The following is a 17,382-nucleotide window of genomic DNA, read 5'->3' on the forward strand; positions in this document are numbered from 1 at the left end:
CGCTACGAAAAGACCGCCGCCATCTACCTGGCCGGACTCCACATCGCGGGCATCTTCCTCTGGTCCGCCCGGTGATCCAAACGAAACTGCCTAGCTGACCTTCTTCGCGGTCTCGATGGCCTTCGCGAGGTTCTCCACCAGCGGCACGCACTTGTCGTAGGACAGGATCGGCTCGGCCGAACGCGCGATGACCTGGCCGGCCTTGACCGCGGGCAGCTTCTTCCAGGTCGCCTCGGTGATGTCCGCCGGCTGGATGGCGGAGGAGCGGTCGTCCATCATGATGACGTCGGCCTTGTACTTGTCCACGTTCTCCCAGCTGAGGCTCTCGAACCAGCCGCCGCCCTGGGCCTTGGCCTTCTCCGGCGGCTCGACGAAGTTCACGCCGAGGGCCTTGAAGTACTCCAGGTCGATGGAGAGGTTGGTGCCGGAGACGTAGAACAGCTCCTGGCTCGCGGAACCGGCCATCACCTTGATGTCGGGGTGCGCCTTGGCGGCCTTGCGCAGCCGCTCGGAGGCCTCCTCGAAGCGCTTCTTGGCGTCGGTGGCCTTGGCGGACTTCATGTCGCCGCCGAGCGACTCGGCCAGCTCCCACATGCGCTGCAGCGGGGCGGTGAGCTGCCGGTCGTAGACGGAGATGCCGACGCTCGGGGCGAGCTTGGCGATCTTGTCCTTGGAGGCCTCGGGGACGTACCAGAGGGTGCCGGCGTCGTCGAACATCGTGGAGATCAGCACGTCGGGGGCGAGGGCCGCGTACTTCTCGACGTTGAACTGGTCCCAGGTGTTGCCGAGGATGGTCACCTTGCTGATGTCCATGTCGCCGGCCTGGACGTCGGGCTTGCCGTCCTGCGTCTTGGTGGGGCCGAAGACGCCCTTGACCGAGACGCCGTAGTCGTACAGCGCGGCGGCGACGCCGGTGAAGGCCACGATGTTCGCGGGCGCCTTGTCGAGCTTGACGGTCTTGCCGCGGTCGTCCTTGAAGGACCACGGGCCGGACTGGGCACCGGCCGTCGATTCCGAGCCGCCGTCCTTGGCGTCCTCGCCGCCGCACGCGGTCACGAGGGCGCCGAGTCCGAGTGCACCACCGGCGGCGAGGAGGCCGCGGCGGGAGAAGCGGGCGGTTCTGGCGTTCGACATGGGTGGGTCTGCTTTCATGCGTACGGAGCCACTGCGGGCGCGACGGAGAGCCGCTTGGCTGGAATCAGGCTTAGGTTAGCCTAACCTCAGATCTTGTCCAGAGGGGCCCTGGTACGCGTGCCCGGCGCAGACGCCGGGATGCCGCCGGAGGCGGTGATCCGGATCACGGGGCGCCGGGGCTCCCCGGCCGCCCCGCCTACGAGTTGAGACGCCGTCGCACGGCCCGGACCAGGTCGGTACGCGCGACCCGGAGCGCGAACGCCTCGCCGCCCTGCACGGTCGGCTTCGCGTACCAGGGCAGGCCGCGCCGGCGCCATCGGGCGGGGGCGAGCGAAGGGGCCGGCGGGAGCGGCACGGTCCAGGGCCCGAGCCGCAGCCGCCCCTCCCACTCTCCGGCGGCCAGCTCGGTGACCGGCACCCGCACCAGGAAGTCGCCGCCCGCACGCGAGGCCTGCCGGGCCGGGAAGACGGCGCCGCGGCCCCGGCCGTCCTCCAGGCGCACGACGAGGGCCCCGTCCGGCACGGCGGCGAGCGTGCACCGGCCGGCGAGCTCCAGTTCCGTGGACGACCCGGGAGCCCACCGCACCGTGGCGATGTTCAGCTGCGGCAGCACCGCGTGCTTCCGCTCGCCGATGTCGAGCGTGAAGTTGCCGTGCGGCTTGGTGGCGTACAGCGTCACGGCACGCAGCTCGTCGCCGGTGCCGACGAGGTGCGTCGCCGGAGAGCCGGAGACCTCGCGGTCCCGCTTGCTGCCGATCCGGGCCTCCCGGGAGACGCCCTGGGCGCCGATCGCGAGGAACACGTCCCAGAGCCCGTCGGGAAGCGGTGCGCCGTGGCCGGCGGTGCCGACGTCGACGACGGCCTCGAAACCGGCCTTGTCGTAGACGTAGTGCCCCTCGTCCTCGTCCTGGCCGAGCCCGGGGGTCGCCGTGTGCGTGACCGGGAGCCGGTACTCCGTCCCGCTCTCCCGCTCGCGCAGCACCAGTTCGGTGGACACGTCCTCGGTGGCCACCCGGTGCAGATAGCCGTGCCCGGCCAGGTGCAGCTCGGTGCCGCGCAGTTCGGCGCGGGTGACGTGGTGGCGCACGCCGAGTTGGCGGGTCACGTCGTAGCAGGCGTCGGGGATGCCGCGGGACGGGTCGCGGAGGAAGGGGTAACGGGCGTAGGCGCGGCCACCGTCGACGAGGACCGGGGTGGCGACACCGCTCCTCGCCAACTCCTTCTCGAACCGCACCAGTTCCAGTACCTCGTCCAGCATGGTGTGCCGTACCAGGTGCAGGCGCAGGCGGGCCATCGCCGACAGCCGGTCGTTCAGCCCGTCGTGCCAGAGCGGCGCGATGATCTCGGCGAGCCGGGCCAGCCCCTTCTCCTGCTCGGGTCGGGGTTCGCGCGCCAGATGGCCGAGGAGCTGCTGCACCTCCACCGTCAGGTGGCGGTGGGCCAGGTGGTCACGGCCGGGGCCGGGCGGCACCTGTTCGAGGAGCAGGTCGACCACCCGGGGCAGGAAGCGCAGACGGGGCTCGGAGCCGCCGGTCTGCAGGGTGATGTTGCCGCTGTCCTCGCGCTCGACCCAGAAGAGGCAGTCGTAGTCGGCGAGTACGGAGATGCCGTTCGCGTGGAGGTAGGCGGGGCCCACGAAGAGCTGGTCCTCGCCGATCTTCAGGTCCGTCGGGAACCGCAGGCCCAGCCGTTCCAGCAGCTCCCGGCGGAACAGCTTCATGGGGTTGAGGGTCCAGTACACGCGGGACGAGAAGACGTCGGTGCGGGGCTGGTCGCGCCGGAACATCGAGGTGGGCGCCCCGCGTCCGCCGACCCCGACCATCTTGCCGAGCACGATGTCGGTGCCGTTCTCCTCGGCCATGGCCACCATGCGCTCCAGCGCCTCGGGAGCCAGGTAGTCGTCGGCGTCCAGGAAGAAGACGAACGTGCCCCGGGCGTGGTCGAGCCCCTTGTTGCGCGGCGCCGACGGCCCACCGGAATTCTCCTGGTGGAACACGCGCAACAGCGTCGGGTATTCCTTCGCCAGCCGGTCGAGTTCCTCACCCGTGCCGTCCGTGGAACCGTCGTCGACCGCGATGATTTCCAAGGCGTCCCGGCCGATGCTCTGCTCGGCCACGGAAGTGATGCAGCGCGTGAGATAGGGCATCGCGTTGTACGCGGCGATAACCACGGAAACGACAGGGCCGGCCATCGTGAACTCCCCCAGGAAAACGAAGCACGTCCCCTCGCTCGGCTCGGCCGGAACGCGCGGAAGGTCAGTCCGCGCGGCGGAGGGGAGATGTCATATGTCCGTGAAACTACCATGAAGTAGCCGTGTACACGAATTCAGCCCGGGGAGAAGCGGCAGCTCGGAGCACCCTTCCGAGCGGGTGGCTCGATGCCGAAAGCCCCACCGGCTCGCAGCCGGTGGGGCTTTGCGCGCGGGACGGGGCCGTATCAGCCCGCCAGACCCAATTCCCGGGCGATCAGCATGCGCTGGACCTCGCTCGTGCCCTCGCCGATTTCCAGGATTTTCGAGTCCCGCCACATGCGGGCGACCGGGTACTCGTTCATGAAGCCGTACCCGCCGTGGATTTGGGTGGCGTCGCGGGCGTTGTCGACCGCGACCGTGGAGGAGTGGAGTTTGGCGAGGGCCGCTTCCTTCTTGAAGGGCTCGCCGGTGACCAGGCGGGCGGCCGCGTCGCGCCAGGCGAGGCGGGCCGTGTGGGCCTTCATCTCCATGTCCGCGATCTTGAACTGGATCGCCTGGTTCGCGGCGATCGGCCTGCCGAAGGCGTGGCGTTCCTTGGCGTACTTGACCGACTCGTCGACGCAGCCCTGCGCCAGGCCCGTCGCCAGGGCCGCGATCGCGATGCGGCCCTCGTCGAGGATGCGCAGGAACTGGGCGTAGCCGCGGCCCTCCTCGCCCAGCAGGTTCGCCGCCGGGACGCGGACGTCCGAGAAGGACAGCTCGCGGGTGTCCGAGGCGTTCCAGCCGACCTTGGAGTACGGGGCCGCGACCGTGAAGCCGGGGGTGCCCGAGGGGACGATGATCGAGGAGATCAGCGGCTTGCCGTCCGGCTTGCGGCCCGTGACCGCCGTGACCGTGACCAGGCCCGTGATGTCCGTGCCCGAGTTGGTGATGAAGCACTTCGTGCCGTTGATGACCCACTCGTTCGTCGACTCGTCCAGGCGGGCCGTCGTGCGGGTCGCGCCGGCGTCGCTGCCGCCGTCCGGTTCCGTCAGGCCGAACGCGCCGAGGAGTTCGCCCGAGCAGAGGCGGGGGAGCCACTCCCGCTTCTGGGCCTCCGTGCCGTAGAGGAAGATCGGCATCGCGCCCAGCGAGACGCCGGCTTCCAGGGTGATGGCGACCGAGGAGTCGACCCGCGCCAGTTCCTCCAGGGCCACGCCGAGGGCCAGGTAGTCGCCGCCCATGCCGCCGTACTCCTCCGGGAACGGCAGGCCGAACAGGCCCATGCGGCCCATCTCCCGGACGATCTCGTACGGGAACTCGTGCCGCTCGTAGAAGTCGCCGATCTTGGGCGCCACGACCTCGTGTGCGAACTCCTCGACCGTGCGGCGGAGTTCTTCCAGCTCGGCGGGAAGGCGGTAGTCCATGGTGGTCACTGCTCCTCGGTGTCCTCGTGGGACAGGGCTCGGACGGTGCGGGACGGGCTGGGCCGGCCCAGGTGGGCGGCCATCCACGTGCTCGTGGCGACGAGGCGGCCGAGGTCGATTCCGGTGTCGATGCCGAGGCCCCGCAGCATCCACACGAGGTCTTCCGTCGCGAGGTTGCCGGTCGCCGACTTCGCGTACGGGCAGCCGCCCAGGCCGCCCGCCGAGGCGTCGACCGTCGTGACACCCCGCTGGAGGGCGGCGAGGGTGTTGGCCAGGGCCTGGCCGTAGGTGTCGTGGAAGTGGACTCCCAGGGCGGACGGCGGGATCCCCGCCTCGTCGAGGGCCGCGAGGAGTGCCACCACGTGGCCCGGTGTCGCCACGCCGATCGTGTCGCCCAGGCTCAGTTCGTCACAGCCCATGTCCATCAGGGCCCGGCAGACCCGCACCACCTGGGGGACGGGCACCGGGCCCTCCCAGGGGTCGCCGAAGCACATGGAGAGGTAGCCGCGGACGTGGACCGACTCGGCCTTCGCCCGGCTCACCACCGGCTCGAACATCGCCAGGGCCTCGTCCACCGTGCGGTTGAGGTTGGCCTTGGCGAAGGACTCCGTGGCGCTGGCGAAGACCGCCACCCGGCGGGCCCCCAGGGCCAGGGCGCGGTCCAGGCCCCGCTCGTTCGGCACGAGGACCGGGAGGGCCACCGGGAGGTCGCCGACGAGGGGATACAGCCGCTCGGCGTCCGCCAGTTGGGGCACCCACCTGGGGTGGACGAAGCTCGTCGCCTCGATCGTGGTCAGACCGGCGTCGGCCAGGCGGCGGATGAACTCCGCCTTGACCTCCGTGGGGACCGTCGCCTTCTCGTTCTGCAGGCCGTCGCGCGCTCCCACCTCGTGGATGCGTACCCGGGTGGGCAGGTCCCGGGCCGGCACGGCCATCGGGAGTCCCGGTGCTGTCATGGCGCCGCCTCCTCGTGGGGTGCGATGACCGCCAGGACCTGGTCCATGGCGACCGTGGCGCCCGGGGCCACGTCCAGCTCGGTGACCTTGCCGGCGTGCGGGGCCGAGATGACGTGCTCCATCTTCATCGCCTCCACCACCAGCAGGCTCTGGCCGGCGCCCACCTCGTCGCCGACGGCGACCTTGACGACGGTCACCGTGCCGGGCATCGGGGCCGTGAGGGAGTCGGCGCCGCCGTGGGCCGCCCGGGTGAGGGACGCGGCGACCGGGTCGTGGTCGCGGACGTGCCAGGCGTCGCCGTCGCGGCCGAGCCAGTCGGCGGCGCGGTGGAAGGTGTGCCGGACGCCGTCCAGCGTGACGGTGACCCGGTCGCCGGAGACCGTGGCCGTGCCGCGCGGGGTGTACTCCAGCGGTTCCCGCACCCGCAGGTGGAACGCCGGTGGCTTGCGGGCGCCGCCCAGGCGCCAGCCGCTCGGCACCGAGAACGGGTCCGTCCAGCCGCCCGGCTCGGGCCGCAGGGCCTCCAGGCGTACGGCCGCCGCCGCCTCGTAGACCTCCTCGGGGACGTCCGCGGGGACCAGGTCCTCCACCGCGCGCTCGACCAGGCCGGTGTCCATGTCGCCGGAGACCACCGCCGGGTGGGCGAGCAGGCGGCGCAGGAACCCGGCGTTGGTCTGCACGCCGAGCGTGACCGTCTCCGCCAGGGCCGCGCGCAGCTTGCGCAGGGCCGTCGCCCGGTCCGGGCCGTACGCGATGACCTTGGAGAGCATCGGGTCGTAGAGGCTGCCGACCTCCGTGCCCTCGCTGAGGCCCGAGTCGGTGCGGACGCCGTCGCCCTGGGGTTCGCGCAGCCGCAGCACCGTGCCGCCGGAGGGGAGGAAGCCGCGGGCCGGGTCCTCGGCGCAGACGCGGGCCTCCACCGCGTGGCCCGTCAGCCGTACGTCCTGCTGCGTGAAGCCGAGGGGCTCCCCGGCCGCGACCCGCAGCTGCCACTCGACCAGGTCCAGGCCCGTGACCAGCTCGGTGACCGGGTGCTCCACCTGCAGCCGGGTGTTCATCTCCATGAAGTAGTACGACGACGGGTCGGTGCCCGGGACGATGAACTCCACCGTGCCCGCGCCCCGGTAGCCGCAGGAGCGGGCCGCCTGGACCGCCGCCTCGCCCATCGCCGCACGCGTCTCCTCGTCGAGGAGCACGCTGGGCGCCTCCTCGATGATCTTCTGGTGGCGGCGCTGCAGGGAGCACTCGCGCTCGCCCAGGTGGACCACGTTGCCGTGGCCGTCGGCCAGGACCTGGATCTCGATGTGGCGGGGCCGGTCGATCCAGCGCTCCACCAGCAGGGTGTCGTCGCCGAAGGAGGCGCGGGCCTCGCGGCGGGCCGAGGCGATCTCTTCCTCCAGGCGGGTCAGGTCCCGCACCAGGCGCATGCCCTTGCCGCCGCCGCCCGCGCTGGGCTTCAGCAGCACCGGCGCGCCCAGCTCGCGGGCCGCCTCCGCGAGTTCCGGGTCCCGGCCGCCGGGCACGACCGGCACTCCGGCCTCCCGGACCGTCTCCTTGGCGCGGATCTTGTCGCCCATCAGCGCGATCGCGTCCGCCGGGGGGCCGATGAAGACCAGACCGGCCTCGGCGCAGGCGCGCGCGAAGGCGGCGTTCTCCGCGAGGAAGCCGTAGCCCGGGTGGACCGCCTGCGCGCCCGTGCGGGCCGCGGCCTGAAGCAGGCGCTCCACCGACAGGTAGCTCTCGGAGGCGGGGGCAGGGCCGATCCGCACCGCCGTGTCCGCCTCGCGGACGTGCCGTGCGTCGGCGTCCGCGTCGGAGAAGACGGCCACCGAGCGCACGCCCATCGACCGCAGCGTCCGGATGACGCGCACGGCGATCTCGCCACGGTTGGCCACCAGCACTGTCTCGAACATCGTCGTCCGTCCCCTCACATCCGGAAGACGCCGAACTGGGGGTCACCCAGGGGCGCGTTGGCGCAGGCGGTCAGGGCCAGGCCCAGGACCTGACGGGTGTCCAGCGGGTCGATCACACCGTCGTCCCACAGGCGGGCCGTCGCGTAGTAGGCGTTGCCCTGGCGCTCGTACTGGGCGCGGATCGGGGCCTTGAAGGCCTCCTCGTCCTCCGCGGGCCAGGACTCGCCGCGGGCCTGAAGCTGGTCGCGCTTGACCGTGGCCAGGACCGAGGCGGCCTGCTCGCCGCCCATGACCGAGATCTTGGCGTTCGGCCACATCCACAGGAAGCGGGGGGAGTACGCCCGGCCGCACATCGAGTAGTTGCCCGCGCCGTACGAGCCGCCGACCACGACCGTGAGCTTCGGGACGCGCGTGCAGGCCACGGCCGTGACCATCTTGGCGCCGTGCTTGGCGATGCCGCCCGCCTCGTAGTCCTTGCCGACCATGAAGCCCGAGATGTTCTGCAGGAACACCAGCGGGATGCCGCGCTGGTCGCACAGCTCGATGAAGTGCGCGCCCTTCTGGGCGGACTCGGCGAACAGGATGCCGTTGTTGGCGACGATGCCCACCGGGTGGCCGTGGATCCGGGCGAAGCCGGTGACCAGCGTCTGGCCGAACTCGGACTTGAACTCGGCGAAGCGGGAGCCGTCGACGACCCGGGCGATGATCTCGCGCACGTCGTACGGGGTGCGGGAGTCGACCGGGACCGCGCCGTACAGGCCGTGCGGGTCGACCTTGGGCTCGACGGGCTCGGTGACCTCCCAGGGGAGGGGGCCCCGGGCCGGGAGGGTGGAGACGATCGTGCGGACGATGCGCAGGGCGTGCGCGTCGTTCTCCGCGAGGTGGTCCGTGACGCCCGAGACGCGGGAGTGCACCTCGCCGCCGCCGAGCTCCTCCGCCGTGACGACCTCGCCCGTGGCCGCCTTCACCAGCGGCGGGCCGCCGAGGAAGATCGTGCCCTGGTTGCGCACGATCACGGCCTCGTCGCTCATCGCCGGGACGTACGCCCCGCCGGCCGTGCACGAGCCGAGGACGGCGGCGATCTGGGGGATGCCGGCGCCGGACATGCGGGCCTGGTTGTAGAAGATCCGGCCGAAGTGGTCGCGGTCCGGGAAGACCTCGTCCTGCATGGGGAGGAACGCGCCACCGGAGTCCACCAGGTAGACACAGGGGAGGCGGTTGTCGAGGGCGACCTCCTGGGCGCGGAGGTGCTTCTTCACCGTCATCGGGTAGTACGTGCCGCCCTTGACCGTGGCGTCGTTGGCGATGATCACCGTCTCGCGGCCGCTGACCCGGCCGATGCCGGCGATGACCCCGGCGGCCGGGGCCTGCCCCTCGTACAGCCCGTCGGCCGCGAGCGGGGCGAGCTCCAGGAAGGGTGAGCCGGGGTCGAGGAGGGTGTCGACGCGGTCGCGGGGGAGCAGCTTGCCGCGGGCCGTGTGGCGGGCGCGGGCCTTCTCGCCACCGCCCCGGGCGGCCGCGGCCAGCTTGGTGCGCAGCTCCTCGACGAGGGTGCGGTGCGCCTCCTCGTTGGCCCGAAAGGCCTCCGACGCGGGGTCTGCCGCGCTCGTGAGCTCCGGTGCCTCGTGCATCCTGCGGGTCCCCTCACTTGTTAATGAGCGTTAACGCATTTCCTCCAGGTTAACGACCGCTAACGTCGCTGTCTAGAATTGTTTTCATGGCCACCAGAACCGACGCCCCCACCCGCCGTGAGCAGATCCTCAAGGAGGCCGCGCGGCTGTTCGCCGAGCGGGGCTTCCACGGGGTCGGGGTCGACGAGATAGGCGCCGCGGTGGGGATCAGCGGGCCCGGGTTGTACCGGCACTTCGCGGGCAAGGACGCGATGCTCGCTGAGCTGCTCGTGGGGATCAGTGGGCAGTTGCTGACCGGGGCGAAGCGGAGGGTGGCCGAGGCGGACGGGGGCGGGGCGGAGGGTGTGCTGGACTCGCTGATCGAGGGGCATATCGACTTCGCGCTGGACGACCGGCCTCTGATCACCCTGCACGACCGGGAGCTGGATCGCCTCCGGGACAGCGACCGGAAGATGGTGCGGCAGCTGCAGCGGCAGTACGTGGAGCTGTGGGTGGGGGTCGTGCGGGAGGTGTACCCCGGGCTGGAGGAGCCGGCGGCCCGGTCGGCCGTGCACTCGGTGTTCGGGTTGCTGAACTCGACGCCGCATCTGGGCAGGGGTGGGGTGTTGCCCGGGCGGGCGGCGACGGCGGAGTTGCTGCACCGGATGGCCCGGGGGGCGTTTGCGGCGGTGGGGGTCTGAGGGGGCTGCCCCCTTCCCGGCGCGGTGGGCCAGGAGGCCGGAGCCGGCTCGGGGCATCCGGCCCGGGCCTCGGCGGGGGCTTGACCCTGTGGGCCACCGGGTCTTTGCCCACCCGCCGGCCCGACACGGTGGGCCAGGAGGCCGGACCCGCCTCGGGGCTCCGCCCCGGACCCCGGCGGGGGCTCCGCCCCCTGCGCCCCCGGACCTTTGCCCACCCGCCCGCCCGACACGGTGGGCCAGGAGGCCGGACCCGGCTCGGGGCTCCGCCCCGGGCCCCGGCGGGGGCTCCGCCCCCTGCGCCCCCAGGGGACTTCGACCTGCCCCCCAGCAGGGCCTCACCCTGTGCCCGTCAGCAGGCCTCAGCCCCTGGCCCCTGGCCCCTGGCCCCTGGCAGAGCCTCAGCCCCTGGCCCAGGTATGGCCTCAGCCCTTGGCCCCCGGCAGGGCCTCAGTCTCTTGCCCCAAGAGGGCCCCAGCCCCTGCCCCCCCCCCAGCACGGGTCGGCCCGGCCGCCCCCCGGCCACCCCCCCCTGCCGCCTCGCAGGCCTGGCTTCGCCCACCTCGAATCACGTCACCTCATCCAGCCGCCACACCCCACCCTCCCCTCCGCCACACCCCGCCCTCCCGGCGTGACGAGCGCCACCCCACCCCCGCTTCCGACTCCCTGGACTCCCCTCGATACTCGCCGGTATCTTGGGCTGAGCAAGCGCTTAGACAGAGGTCGTGGAGGTGGCGGCGTGCGCCGTACGGTGTTCAACGAGGATCACGAGGCGTTCCGGGAGACCATCCGCGCCTTCATCGAGGCCGAGGTCGTACCCGTGTACGACGAGTGGTTCGCGGCGGGCCAGGCGCCCCGCGACTTCTACTACAAGCTCGGTGAGCTGGGCATCTTCGGCATCAACGTGCCGGAGGAGTTCGGCGGTGCCGGCCTGGAGACGCACAAGTTCGAGGCCGTGCTGTACGAGGAGACCGCTCGCGCCGGTGTCCAGTTCGGCGGCTCCGGTGTGCACGTGCTGCTCGCCCTGCCCTACATCAAGATGCTGGCCACGGACGAGCAGAAGAAGCGGTACCTGCCGAAGTTCGTCACCGGCGAGGAGATGTGGGCCATCGCGATGACGGAGCCGGGCACCGGTTCCGACCTCGCGGGCATGAAGTCCACCGCCAAGCTGAGCGAGGACGGCACGCACTACGTCCTCAACGGCGCCAAGACCTTCATCACCGGCGGCGTGCACGCCGACCGCGTGATCGTGTGCGCCCGCACCGCCGCGCCCACCGCCGAGGACCGCCGCCACGGCATCTCCCTGTTCGCCGTGGACACCAAGTCCGAGGGCTACTCCGTCGGCCGCAAGCTGGACAAGCTCGGCCTGAAGACCTCCGACACCGCCGAGCTCGCGTTCGTCGACGTCAAGGTGCCCGTCGAGGACCTCCTCGGCGAGGAGAACAAGGGCTTCTACTACCTCGGCCACAACCTGGCCTCCGAGCGCTGGGGCATCGCCTTCGGCGCCTACGCCCAGGCCAAGGCCGCGGTCCGGTTCGCCAAGCAGTACGTGCAGGAGCGCACGGTCTTCGGCAAGCCCGTCGCGCACTTCCAGAACACCAAGTTCGAACTGGCCGCGTGCCAGGCCGAGGTGGACGCCGCCGAGGCCGTCGCCGACCGCGCCACCGAGGCCCTCGACGCCGGTGAGCTCACCCCCGCCGAGGCCGCCTCCGCGAAGCTGTTCTGCACCGAGGTCGCCCACCGCGTCATCGACCGCTGCCTCCAGCTGCACGGCGGCTACGGCTACATGAACGAGTACCCGATCGCCCGTCTGTACGCGGACAACCGCGTCAACCGCATCTACGGCGGCACCAGCGAGATCATGAAGACGATCATCGCCAAGGACATGGGCCTGTAAGGGCCCCGACACCGGCACGCGATCACTGGCCGGTACAACTACCTCATGAGTCAGGCACTTCAGGCCCTCCTCGACCTGCTCGACCTGGAGCAGATCGAGGAGGACATCTTCCGCGGCCGGTCCCGGACCGCCGTCATCCCCCGGGTCTTCGGCGGCCAGGTCGCGGCCCAGGCGCTCGTCGCCGCCGGACGGACCGTCCCCGCGGACCGGCCCGCGCACTCGCTGCACGCGTACTTCCTGCGGCCGGGCGACGCCGGCGCGCCCATCGTCTACACCGTGGACCGCATCCGGGACGGGCGCTCCTTCACCACCCGACGGGTCGTCGCCGTCCAGCACGGCAAGCCGATCTTCCACCTGTCGGCGTCGTTCCAGGTGGCGGAGGACGGGCTGGACCACCAGGCGCCGATGCCCGCCTCGCCCGACCCGGTGACGCTCCCGACCGGCGAGGAGCGGCTGCGCGGCTACGGCCACCTCGACCCCGAGGTGGTCGAGCGGTTCCTGGAGGCGCGGGCCGCCGTCGACCTGCGGTACGTCGACGAGCCGCCCTACGGTCAGTTCGGCGAGCCGCGCGAGCCGCACTCGCAGGTGTGGTTCCGGACCAACGGCAAGCTCGACAGCGAGGTCGACGACCCGCTGCTGCACGTCGTCCTCGCCACGTACGTGTCCGACATGACGTTGCTCGACTCGGTGCTGCTCGCGCACGGGCGCGGCGGCTGGGCCGTCGGCGACGTCGTCGGGGCGTCCCTCGACCACGCGATGTGGTTCCACCGGCCGTTCCGCGCCGACGAGTGGCTGCTGTACGACCAGGAGTCCCCGTCCGCGCACGGCGGCCGGGGACTGGGACAGGCCCGCATCTACACGCAGGACGGGCGGCTGGCCGTCACGGTGATCCAGGAGGGCGTGGTCCGGGTCCCGCGGGAGCGCTGAGCCCGGGGCGGACGGTCAGACGTCCGCCGCGGCGGGCTCGATGTCGCCGGCGAAGACGATCATCTGGTCGATCATGCCGCGCCGCAGGTGGACGACGTCCGTGCCGGCCAGTCGCGGCCCGCCGCCGGGCGTGGTGAAGACCCACCGGTAGCGGGCCCACTCGCCGGGCATGTCCACCCCCGAGCAGCGGACCATGGTGCCGGGCCCGGCGGGGTGGCGGCGCAGTTCCAGTACGAACCGCTCGACGGCCTCCACGCCCTCACTGCGTCCCAGCGGCCCCCAGAAGACGACGTCGGAGGTGAGGGCCTGGGACAGCAGTTCGGTCACGTGCCGGTCGTCCGGGACGTTGAACGCGGACAGGAACATGTCGATCGCCGACTCGGCGGCTGCTTCCTCCATGCCGTCAGTCATACCAGCCGCCGCACCCGAGCCGGCCCCCGCCGCCGGATCCGGGCAGGTGCCGGACCGAGGGCGGCCCGGCCCGCCCGGTCACGGGTCAGGCCGGGTCAGACCGGGCAGGGCAGGGCCGCGGGGCGGTCCGGCCGCGTCGAGGGCCGGGGCTTCCCACCGCCGGTGCCCGCCCGCGTCCCGCAGGGCGCGGCCGGCCGGACGGACGGCCGGATGATCAGGGCGCGACGGGGCGCGGGTCAGGCCCCGGTCAGGCCCGCCTGGTCGAGGAGGTACGCCGTCATCGGGTCGTAGTGGCGGGGGCTGACCACGTGGTCGTCCAGGGGCACCGTGACCTGGACGGTGCCCTCCGCCTCCGCCAGGAACAGGGCCGGGTCGTTGCAGTCGGCGTAGCCCACGGAGTCCACGCCGTGCTGTCCCGCGTAGCCGGCCCAGCCGTGGTCGGCGACGACCAGGTCGGGCAGCGGGCGGCCCTCGCGCTCCAGGGCCGTCAGGATCGCCTTCATCGGTTCGCCCGAGTGGGTGTGCCAGAGGGTCGCGCCGTGTTCCAGGACCGCCACGTCCGCGAACTGCATGACGTAGCCCTCCTCCGTCGTCAGGCCGTCCGGGATGACGACGATCTCGCAGCCGGCCGCGCGCAGGGCCGCCGCCGTCGCGCGGTGCACGTCGAGCAGGCCGCCGGGGTGGCCGGTGGCGAAGAGGACCCGCTGCTGCCCGTCCGCCGCCTTGCGCAGCCGCCCGGCCATCCGCTCCAGGCCGGCCACGGTCAGCTCCGGGTCGATGGTGTCCTGGCCGTACCGGTGCTCGGGGTCGTCGTTGACGCCGACGCGTTCCGCCATCACCGCGAGGACGTCCTGCTCGTCGGTCCAGCGGTCGCCGAGGTCCAGGCCGAGCCAGTAGTGGCGGTCGCCGTTCGCCAGCTTGCGGTAGTGGGAGAGGTTGTTCTCGCGCGGGGTGGCGACGTCGCCCGCGATGCGCGTCCTGACGAGGTGCTCGACGAGTTCGGCGCGGCTGGGTGTCCCGGATATCGGCATGGCATCCATTGTGAGGCAGCCGTCCGGGGGCGTCCCTGGCGTATCGGACGCTGGGACGTGCGTCACGTACTCAGAAGGACGCCCGTCCGCGTACTCACACGTGCCGCAGCGCGAACCACAGTTCCATGCGCGTGTCCGGGTCGTCGAGATCCGTCTCCAGCAGCCTCGCGCAGCGCGTGATGCGCTGCCGGACGGTGTTGCGGTGCACGGACAGGGCGACGGCCGTGCGGTCCCAACTGCCGTGCAGGGAGAGCCAGGTGCGCAGGGTCTCGGTGAGCGCGGGATGCGCCGCGACGGGGGCGAGCAGGGCGCGGGCGTGGGCCGCCGCCGCCTCGCCGGGCACCAGGTCGGCCAGGGCGGGGCGTGCGCCGTGCCGGACCAGCGGGGCCCGGGTCGCGCGGGCCCGGGCCAGGGCGCGGGCGGCCTGGGTGTCGGCGAGGGGCCAGTCGGACGGCGCGACGGCGGCGCTGACGCCCAGGGTCCAGCCGGGCAGTTCGGCCGGTGCCCGGCCGGCCGGGAGCAGGACGCGGACGACGTCGCCGGCCGGGTCGACCAGGGCGGAGCCGAGCGCGGCACCGAGCGCGGAGGCGGCGACCGGGTCGGGGGCGCCGTCCGGTTCCGGGCGCGCGTGCACCACCACCCAGCGTTCGCCGCCGAGCAGCCCGGCGACGTCCTCGGGGGACGCGCCCAGCAGCAGCCGGACGAGCGCGGCGGAACGGGCCGTGCCCGTGCCGCTCTGCTGCTCCCCGGTGAGCAGGGACAGCAGCACGGCGGCGACGGAGGCGATGGTGTGGTCCCCGGCGGCCCGCCGCGGGGCGGCGACCCCGAGCACGAAGCCGTGCCCGGCGCCGAGCGCGTAGGAGGCCAGGTGCGTGCCGGCGACGGTGTCGGTGGCGGAGGCGGGTGCGGGGCGCTCGGACGGGGCCGCGGCCGGCCGCACCACCTCGGCCAGGCGGGCGAGCGCCTCGCGCGCCGCGCCGCCCGGCTCCCGCCCGCCGTCCGCGACCACGGCACCCTCGGCCCCGTACAGCACCGCCCAGCCGCCCACCCGCCGGGCGAGTTGCCGGAGCACGGACGGGACCGGGTCGGGACGCGCGGCGGCGGAGGCGAGGCTCTGCTGGGCCTCCGTCACGCGGCGGAGTTCCGACAGGCGGGCCTGCGACATCAGCTGCCAGACCGCGCGGGCCACGCCCGAGAAGGTGGTCCGCGGCGGGACCTCCAGCAGCGGCAGGCCGTGCGTCTCGCAGGCGTCGGCCAGCGCCCTCGGGACGGTGTCGTGCACCGGGGCCACCCCGAAGCCGAGGGCCGCGCCGCCCGCCGCGACGATCCGGGACACGTAGTCGTCGAAGTAGGTGCCGGACCCCGCGGCCTCCGGGATGTGCACGCCCGCCGTGAGCAGCAGCTCCCCGCCGAGCAGGTACGGGTACGGGTCGGCCATCTCCGAGGTGTGCACCCAGTGGACGACGGTGCCGGCGGCGGGCGGTCCGGCGAGCTGCCGCAGCGCCAGGTCCTCGCGGGCCAGCAGGGCGTCCAGCGCCACCGGCGGGGTGGGTGGGACGGCGGGCTCCGGCATGGTGTGCGTTCCCTCCATCCACGGCCACCTCGAATGGATGAAACGTACACTTCGCAGTCGCTTTCCGGCCACCTAGGGTCGTTGCTCGTCCCCCTCTCGTCCCCCAACGAGCGAGCGCGTGCGAAGGAGCCCCATGGCCGTCGACTACCTCGTGATCGTCGTCTATCTGGCCGGGATGCTGGCCATGGGCTGGTGGGGCATGCGCCGCGCCCGCTCCAAGAGCGAGTTCCTGGTGGCCGGGCGCCGCCTCGGCCCGGCGATGTACTCCGGCACCATGGCGGCGATCGTCCTCGGCGGCGCCTCCACCATCGGCGGTGTGGGCCTGGGCTACCAGTACGGCCTGTCCGGCGCCTGGATGGTCTTCACCATCGGCCTGGGTCTGCTCGCCCTGTCCGTCTTCTTCTCCGCGCGCATCGCCCGCCTGAAGGTCTACACGGTCTCCGAGATGCTCGACCTGCGCTACGGCGGCGGCCGCGCCGGGATCATCTCCGGGCTCGTCATGTGGGCGTACACGCTGATGCTCGCGGTGACCTCGACCATCGCCTACGCCACGATCTTCGACGTCCTGTTCGACATCAACCGCACCCTGGCGATCGTCCTCGGCGGCTCGATCGTCGTGGCGTACTCGACCCTCGGCGGCATGTGGTCGATCACGCTGACCGACATGGTGCAGTTCGTCGTCAAGACGATCGGCGTGCTGCTCCTGCTGCTGCCCATCGCCGTCGTCAAGGCCGGCGGCTTCGCCGAGATGAAGGCGCAGCTGCCCACCGCGTACTTCGACCCGCTGGGCATCGGCGGCGAGACGATCTTCACCTACGTGCTGATCTACACCTTCGGCATGCTCATCGGGCAGGACATCTGGCAGCGCGTCTTCACCGCCCGCAGCGACCGCACCGCCAAGTGGGGCGGCACCATCGCCGGCACGTACTGCCTCGCCTACGCCCTCGCCGGTGCCGTCATCGGCACGGCCGCCAAGGTGCTGTACCCGAAGCTGGGCAGCCCGGACGACGCCTTCGCCACCATCGTCAAGGACGAACTGCCCGTCGGTGTGCGCGGGCTGGTGCTCGCCGCCGCGCTGGCCGCCGTGATGTCGACCTCCTCCGGCGCGCTGATCGCCTGCGCCACCGTCGCCAACAACGACATCTGGTCCCGGCTGCGCGGGACCGGCCGGGGCGCACCGGCCGGCGACCACGACGAGGTGCGGGGCAACCGGGCCTTCATCCTGCTCATGGGCCTGGCGGTGATCGGCACGGCCGTCGCGATCGACAACGTCGTGGAGGCCCTGACCGTCGCCTACAACCTCCTCGTCGGCGGACTGCTCGTGCCGATCCTCGGCGGCCTGGTGTGGCGGCGCGGCACGGTGTACGGCGCCCTGGCCTCCGTCGTGGTCGGCGGAGTCGCGGTCGTCGTGCTGATGGCGACTCGCGGCATCCTCGCCAACGAGCCGGTCTACTACGGCCTGCTGGCCTCGCTCGCGGCCTACGTGATCGTCTCCCTGGCGACCCCGGCCACCGACGCGGCCGTCCTCGCGGCCTGGCGCGAACGCCTCGCCGGACGCTCCCCCGAACTCGCGTCCGAACCGGTCCCGGCTTCCCAGTAGAGTCATACGGCAAGCAGTACATACGCGATGAAGCG

The 17,382-nt window shown here is 72.5% G+C and carries 13 protein-coding genes; 4 read left to right on the forward strand and 9 right to left on the reverse strand.

The annotated features are described in order from the left end of the window. Window positions 1–90: 90 nt before the first annotated feature. The 6 genes from AC07DA_RS30595 to AC07DA_RS30620 form a co-directional block, all read right to left on the reverse strand. Window positions 91–1,134, reverse strand: coding sequence for an ABC transporter substrate-binding protein (locus tag AC07DA_RS30595; RefSeq protein ID WP_479131486.1), 1,044 nt, complete (start codon window positions 1,132–1,134; stop codon window positions 91–93). A gap of 196 nt (window positions 1,135–1,330) precedes the next feature. Continuing rightward, the gene (locus tag AC07DA_RS30600) at window positions 1,331–3,325 is read right to left on the reverse strand and encodes a glycosyltransferase (protein WP_479131487.1); all 1,995 of its coding nucleotides are present in this window, start codon (window positions 3,323–3,325) and stop codon (window positions 1,331–1,333) included. A gap of 245 nt (window positions 3,326–3,570) precedes the next feature. Beyond that, window positions 3,571–4,731 carry an acyl-CoA dehydrogenase family protein gene (locus AC07DA_RS30605; protein ID WP_479131488.1) on the reverse strand — a complete coding sequence of 387 codons (1,161 nt, stop codon included), beginning with the start codon at window positions 4,729–4,731 and terminating at the stop codon, window positions 3,571–3,573. Between the two features lie 5 nt (window positions 4,732–4,736). Beyond that, entirely contained in the window at window positions 4,737–5,687 is a 951-nt protein-coding gene (locus AC07DA_RS30610; RefSeq protein WP_479131489.1) for a hydroxymethylglutaryl-CoA lyase, read from the reverse strand. Then, complete coding sequence (locus tag AC07DA_RS30615) at window positions 5,684–7,600, reverse strand: acetyl/propionyl/methylcrotonyl-CoA carboxylase subunit alpha (RefSeq protein ID WP_479131490.1); 1,917 nt, start codon at window positions 7,598–7,600, stop codon at window positions 5,684–5,686. The genes AC07DA_RS30610 and AC07DA_RS30615 overlap by 4 nt, the downstream gene beginning before the upstream one ends. 14 nt (window positions 7,601–7,614) lie before the next feature. Continuing rightward, the gene (locus AC07DA_RS30620; RefSeq protein ID WP_479131491.1) at window positions 7,615–9,231 is read right to left on the reverse strand and encodes a carboxyl transferase domain-containing protein; all 1,617 of its coding nucleotides are present in this window, start codon (window positions 9,229–9,231) and stop codon (window positions 7,615–7,617) included. Between the two features lie 86 nt (window positions 9,232–9,317). Here AC07DA_RS30620 and AC07DA_RS30625 point away from each other — a divergent pair, with 86 nt between their 5' ends. From AC07DA_RS30625 to AC07DA_RS30635, 3 genes are all read left to right on the forward strand, one after another. Beyond that, window positions 9,318–9,911 (forward strand): SACE_7040 family transcriptional regulator, encoded by a 594-nt coding sequence (locus AC07DA_RS30625; protein ID WP_479131492.1) that lies wholly within the window; start codon window positions 9,318–9,320, stop codon window positions 9,909–9,911. A 736-nt stretch (window positions 9,912–10,647) separates the two neighbouring features. After that, the gene (locus tag AC07DA_RS30630) at window positions 10,648–11,805 is read left to right on the forward strand and encodes an acyl-CoA dehydrogenase family protein (protein WP_479131493.1); all 1,158 of its coding nucleotides are present in this window, start codon (window positions 10,648–10,650) and stop codon (window positions 11,803–11,805) included. A 45-nt stretch (window positions 11,806–11,850) separates the two neighbouring features. Then, entirely contained in the window at window positions 11,851–12,732 is an 882-nt protein-coding gene (locus AC07DA_RS30635) for an acyl-CoA thioesterase (RefSeq protein WP_479131494.1), read from the forward strand. Between the two features lie 15 nt (window positions 12,733–12,747). Here AC07DA_RS30635 and AC07DA_RS30640 read toward each other — a convergent pair whose 3' ends face one another. The 3 genes from AC07DA_RS30640 to AC07DA_RS30650 form a co-directional block, all read right to left on the reverse strand. After that, window positions 12,748–13,131 carry a nuclear transport factor 2 family protein gene (locus AC07DA_RS30640; RefSeq protein ID WP_479131495.1) on the reverse strand — a complete coding sequence of 128 codons (384 nt, stop codon included), beginning with the start codon at window positions 13,129–13,131 and terminating at the stop codon, window positions 12,748–12,750. A gap of 248 nt (window positions 13,132–13,379) precedes the next feature. Continuing rightward, a complete protein-coding gene (locus AC07DA_RS30645) occupies window positions 13,380–14,174 on the reverse strand; it encodes a phosphatase (protein ID WP_479131496.1) in 795 nt (264 codons plus the stop codon). Window positions 14,175–14,268: 94 nt separating this feature from the next. Next, a complete protein-coding gene (locus AC07DA_RS30650; protein WP_479131497.1) occupies window positions 14,269–15,765 on the reverse strand; it encodes a PucR family transcriptional regulator in 1,497 nt (498 codons plus the stop codon). Window positions 15,766–15,880: 115 nt separating this feature from the next. Here AC07DA_RS30650 and AC07DA_RS30655 point away from each other — a divergent pair, with 115 nt between their 5' ends. Beyond that, complete coding sequence (locus AC07DA_RS30655; protein WP_479131498.1) at window positions 15,881–17,347, forward strand: sodium:solute symporter family protein; 1,467 nt, start codon at window positions 15,881–15,883, stop codon at window positions 17,345–17,347. Window positions 17,348–17,382 lie beyond the last annotated feature (35 nt).

This window comes from Streptomyces sp. NPDC044921 (assembly GCF_056432865.1).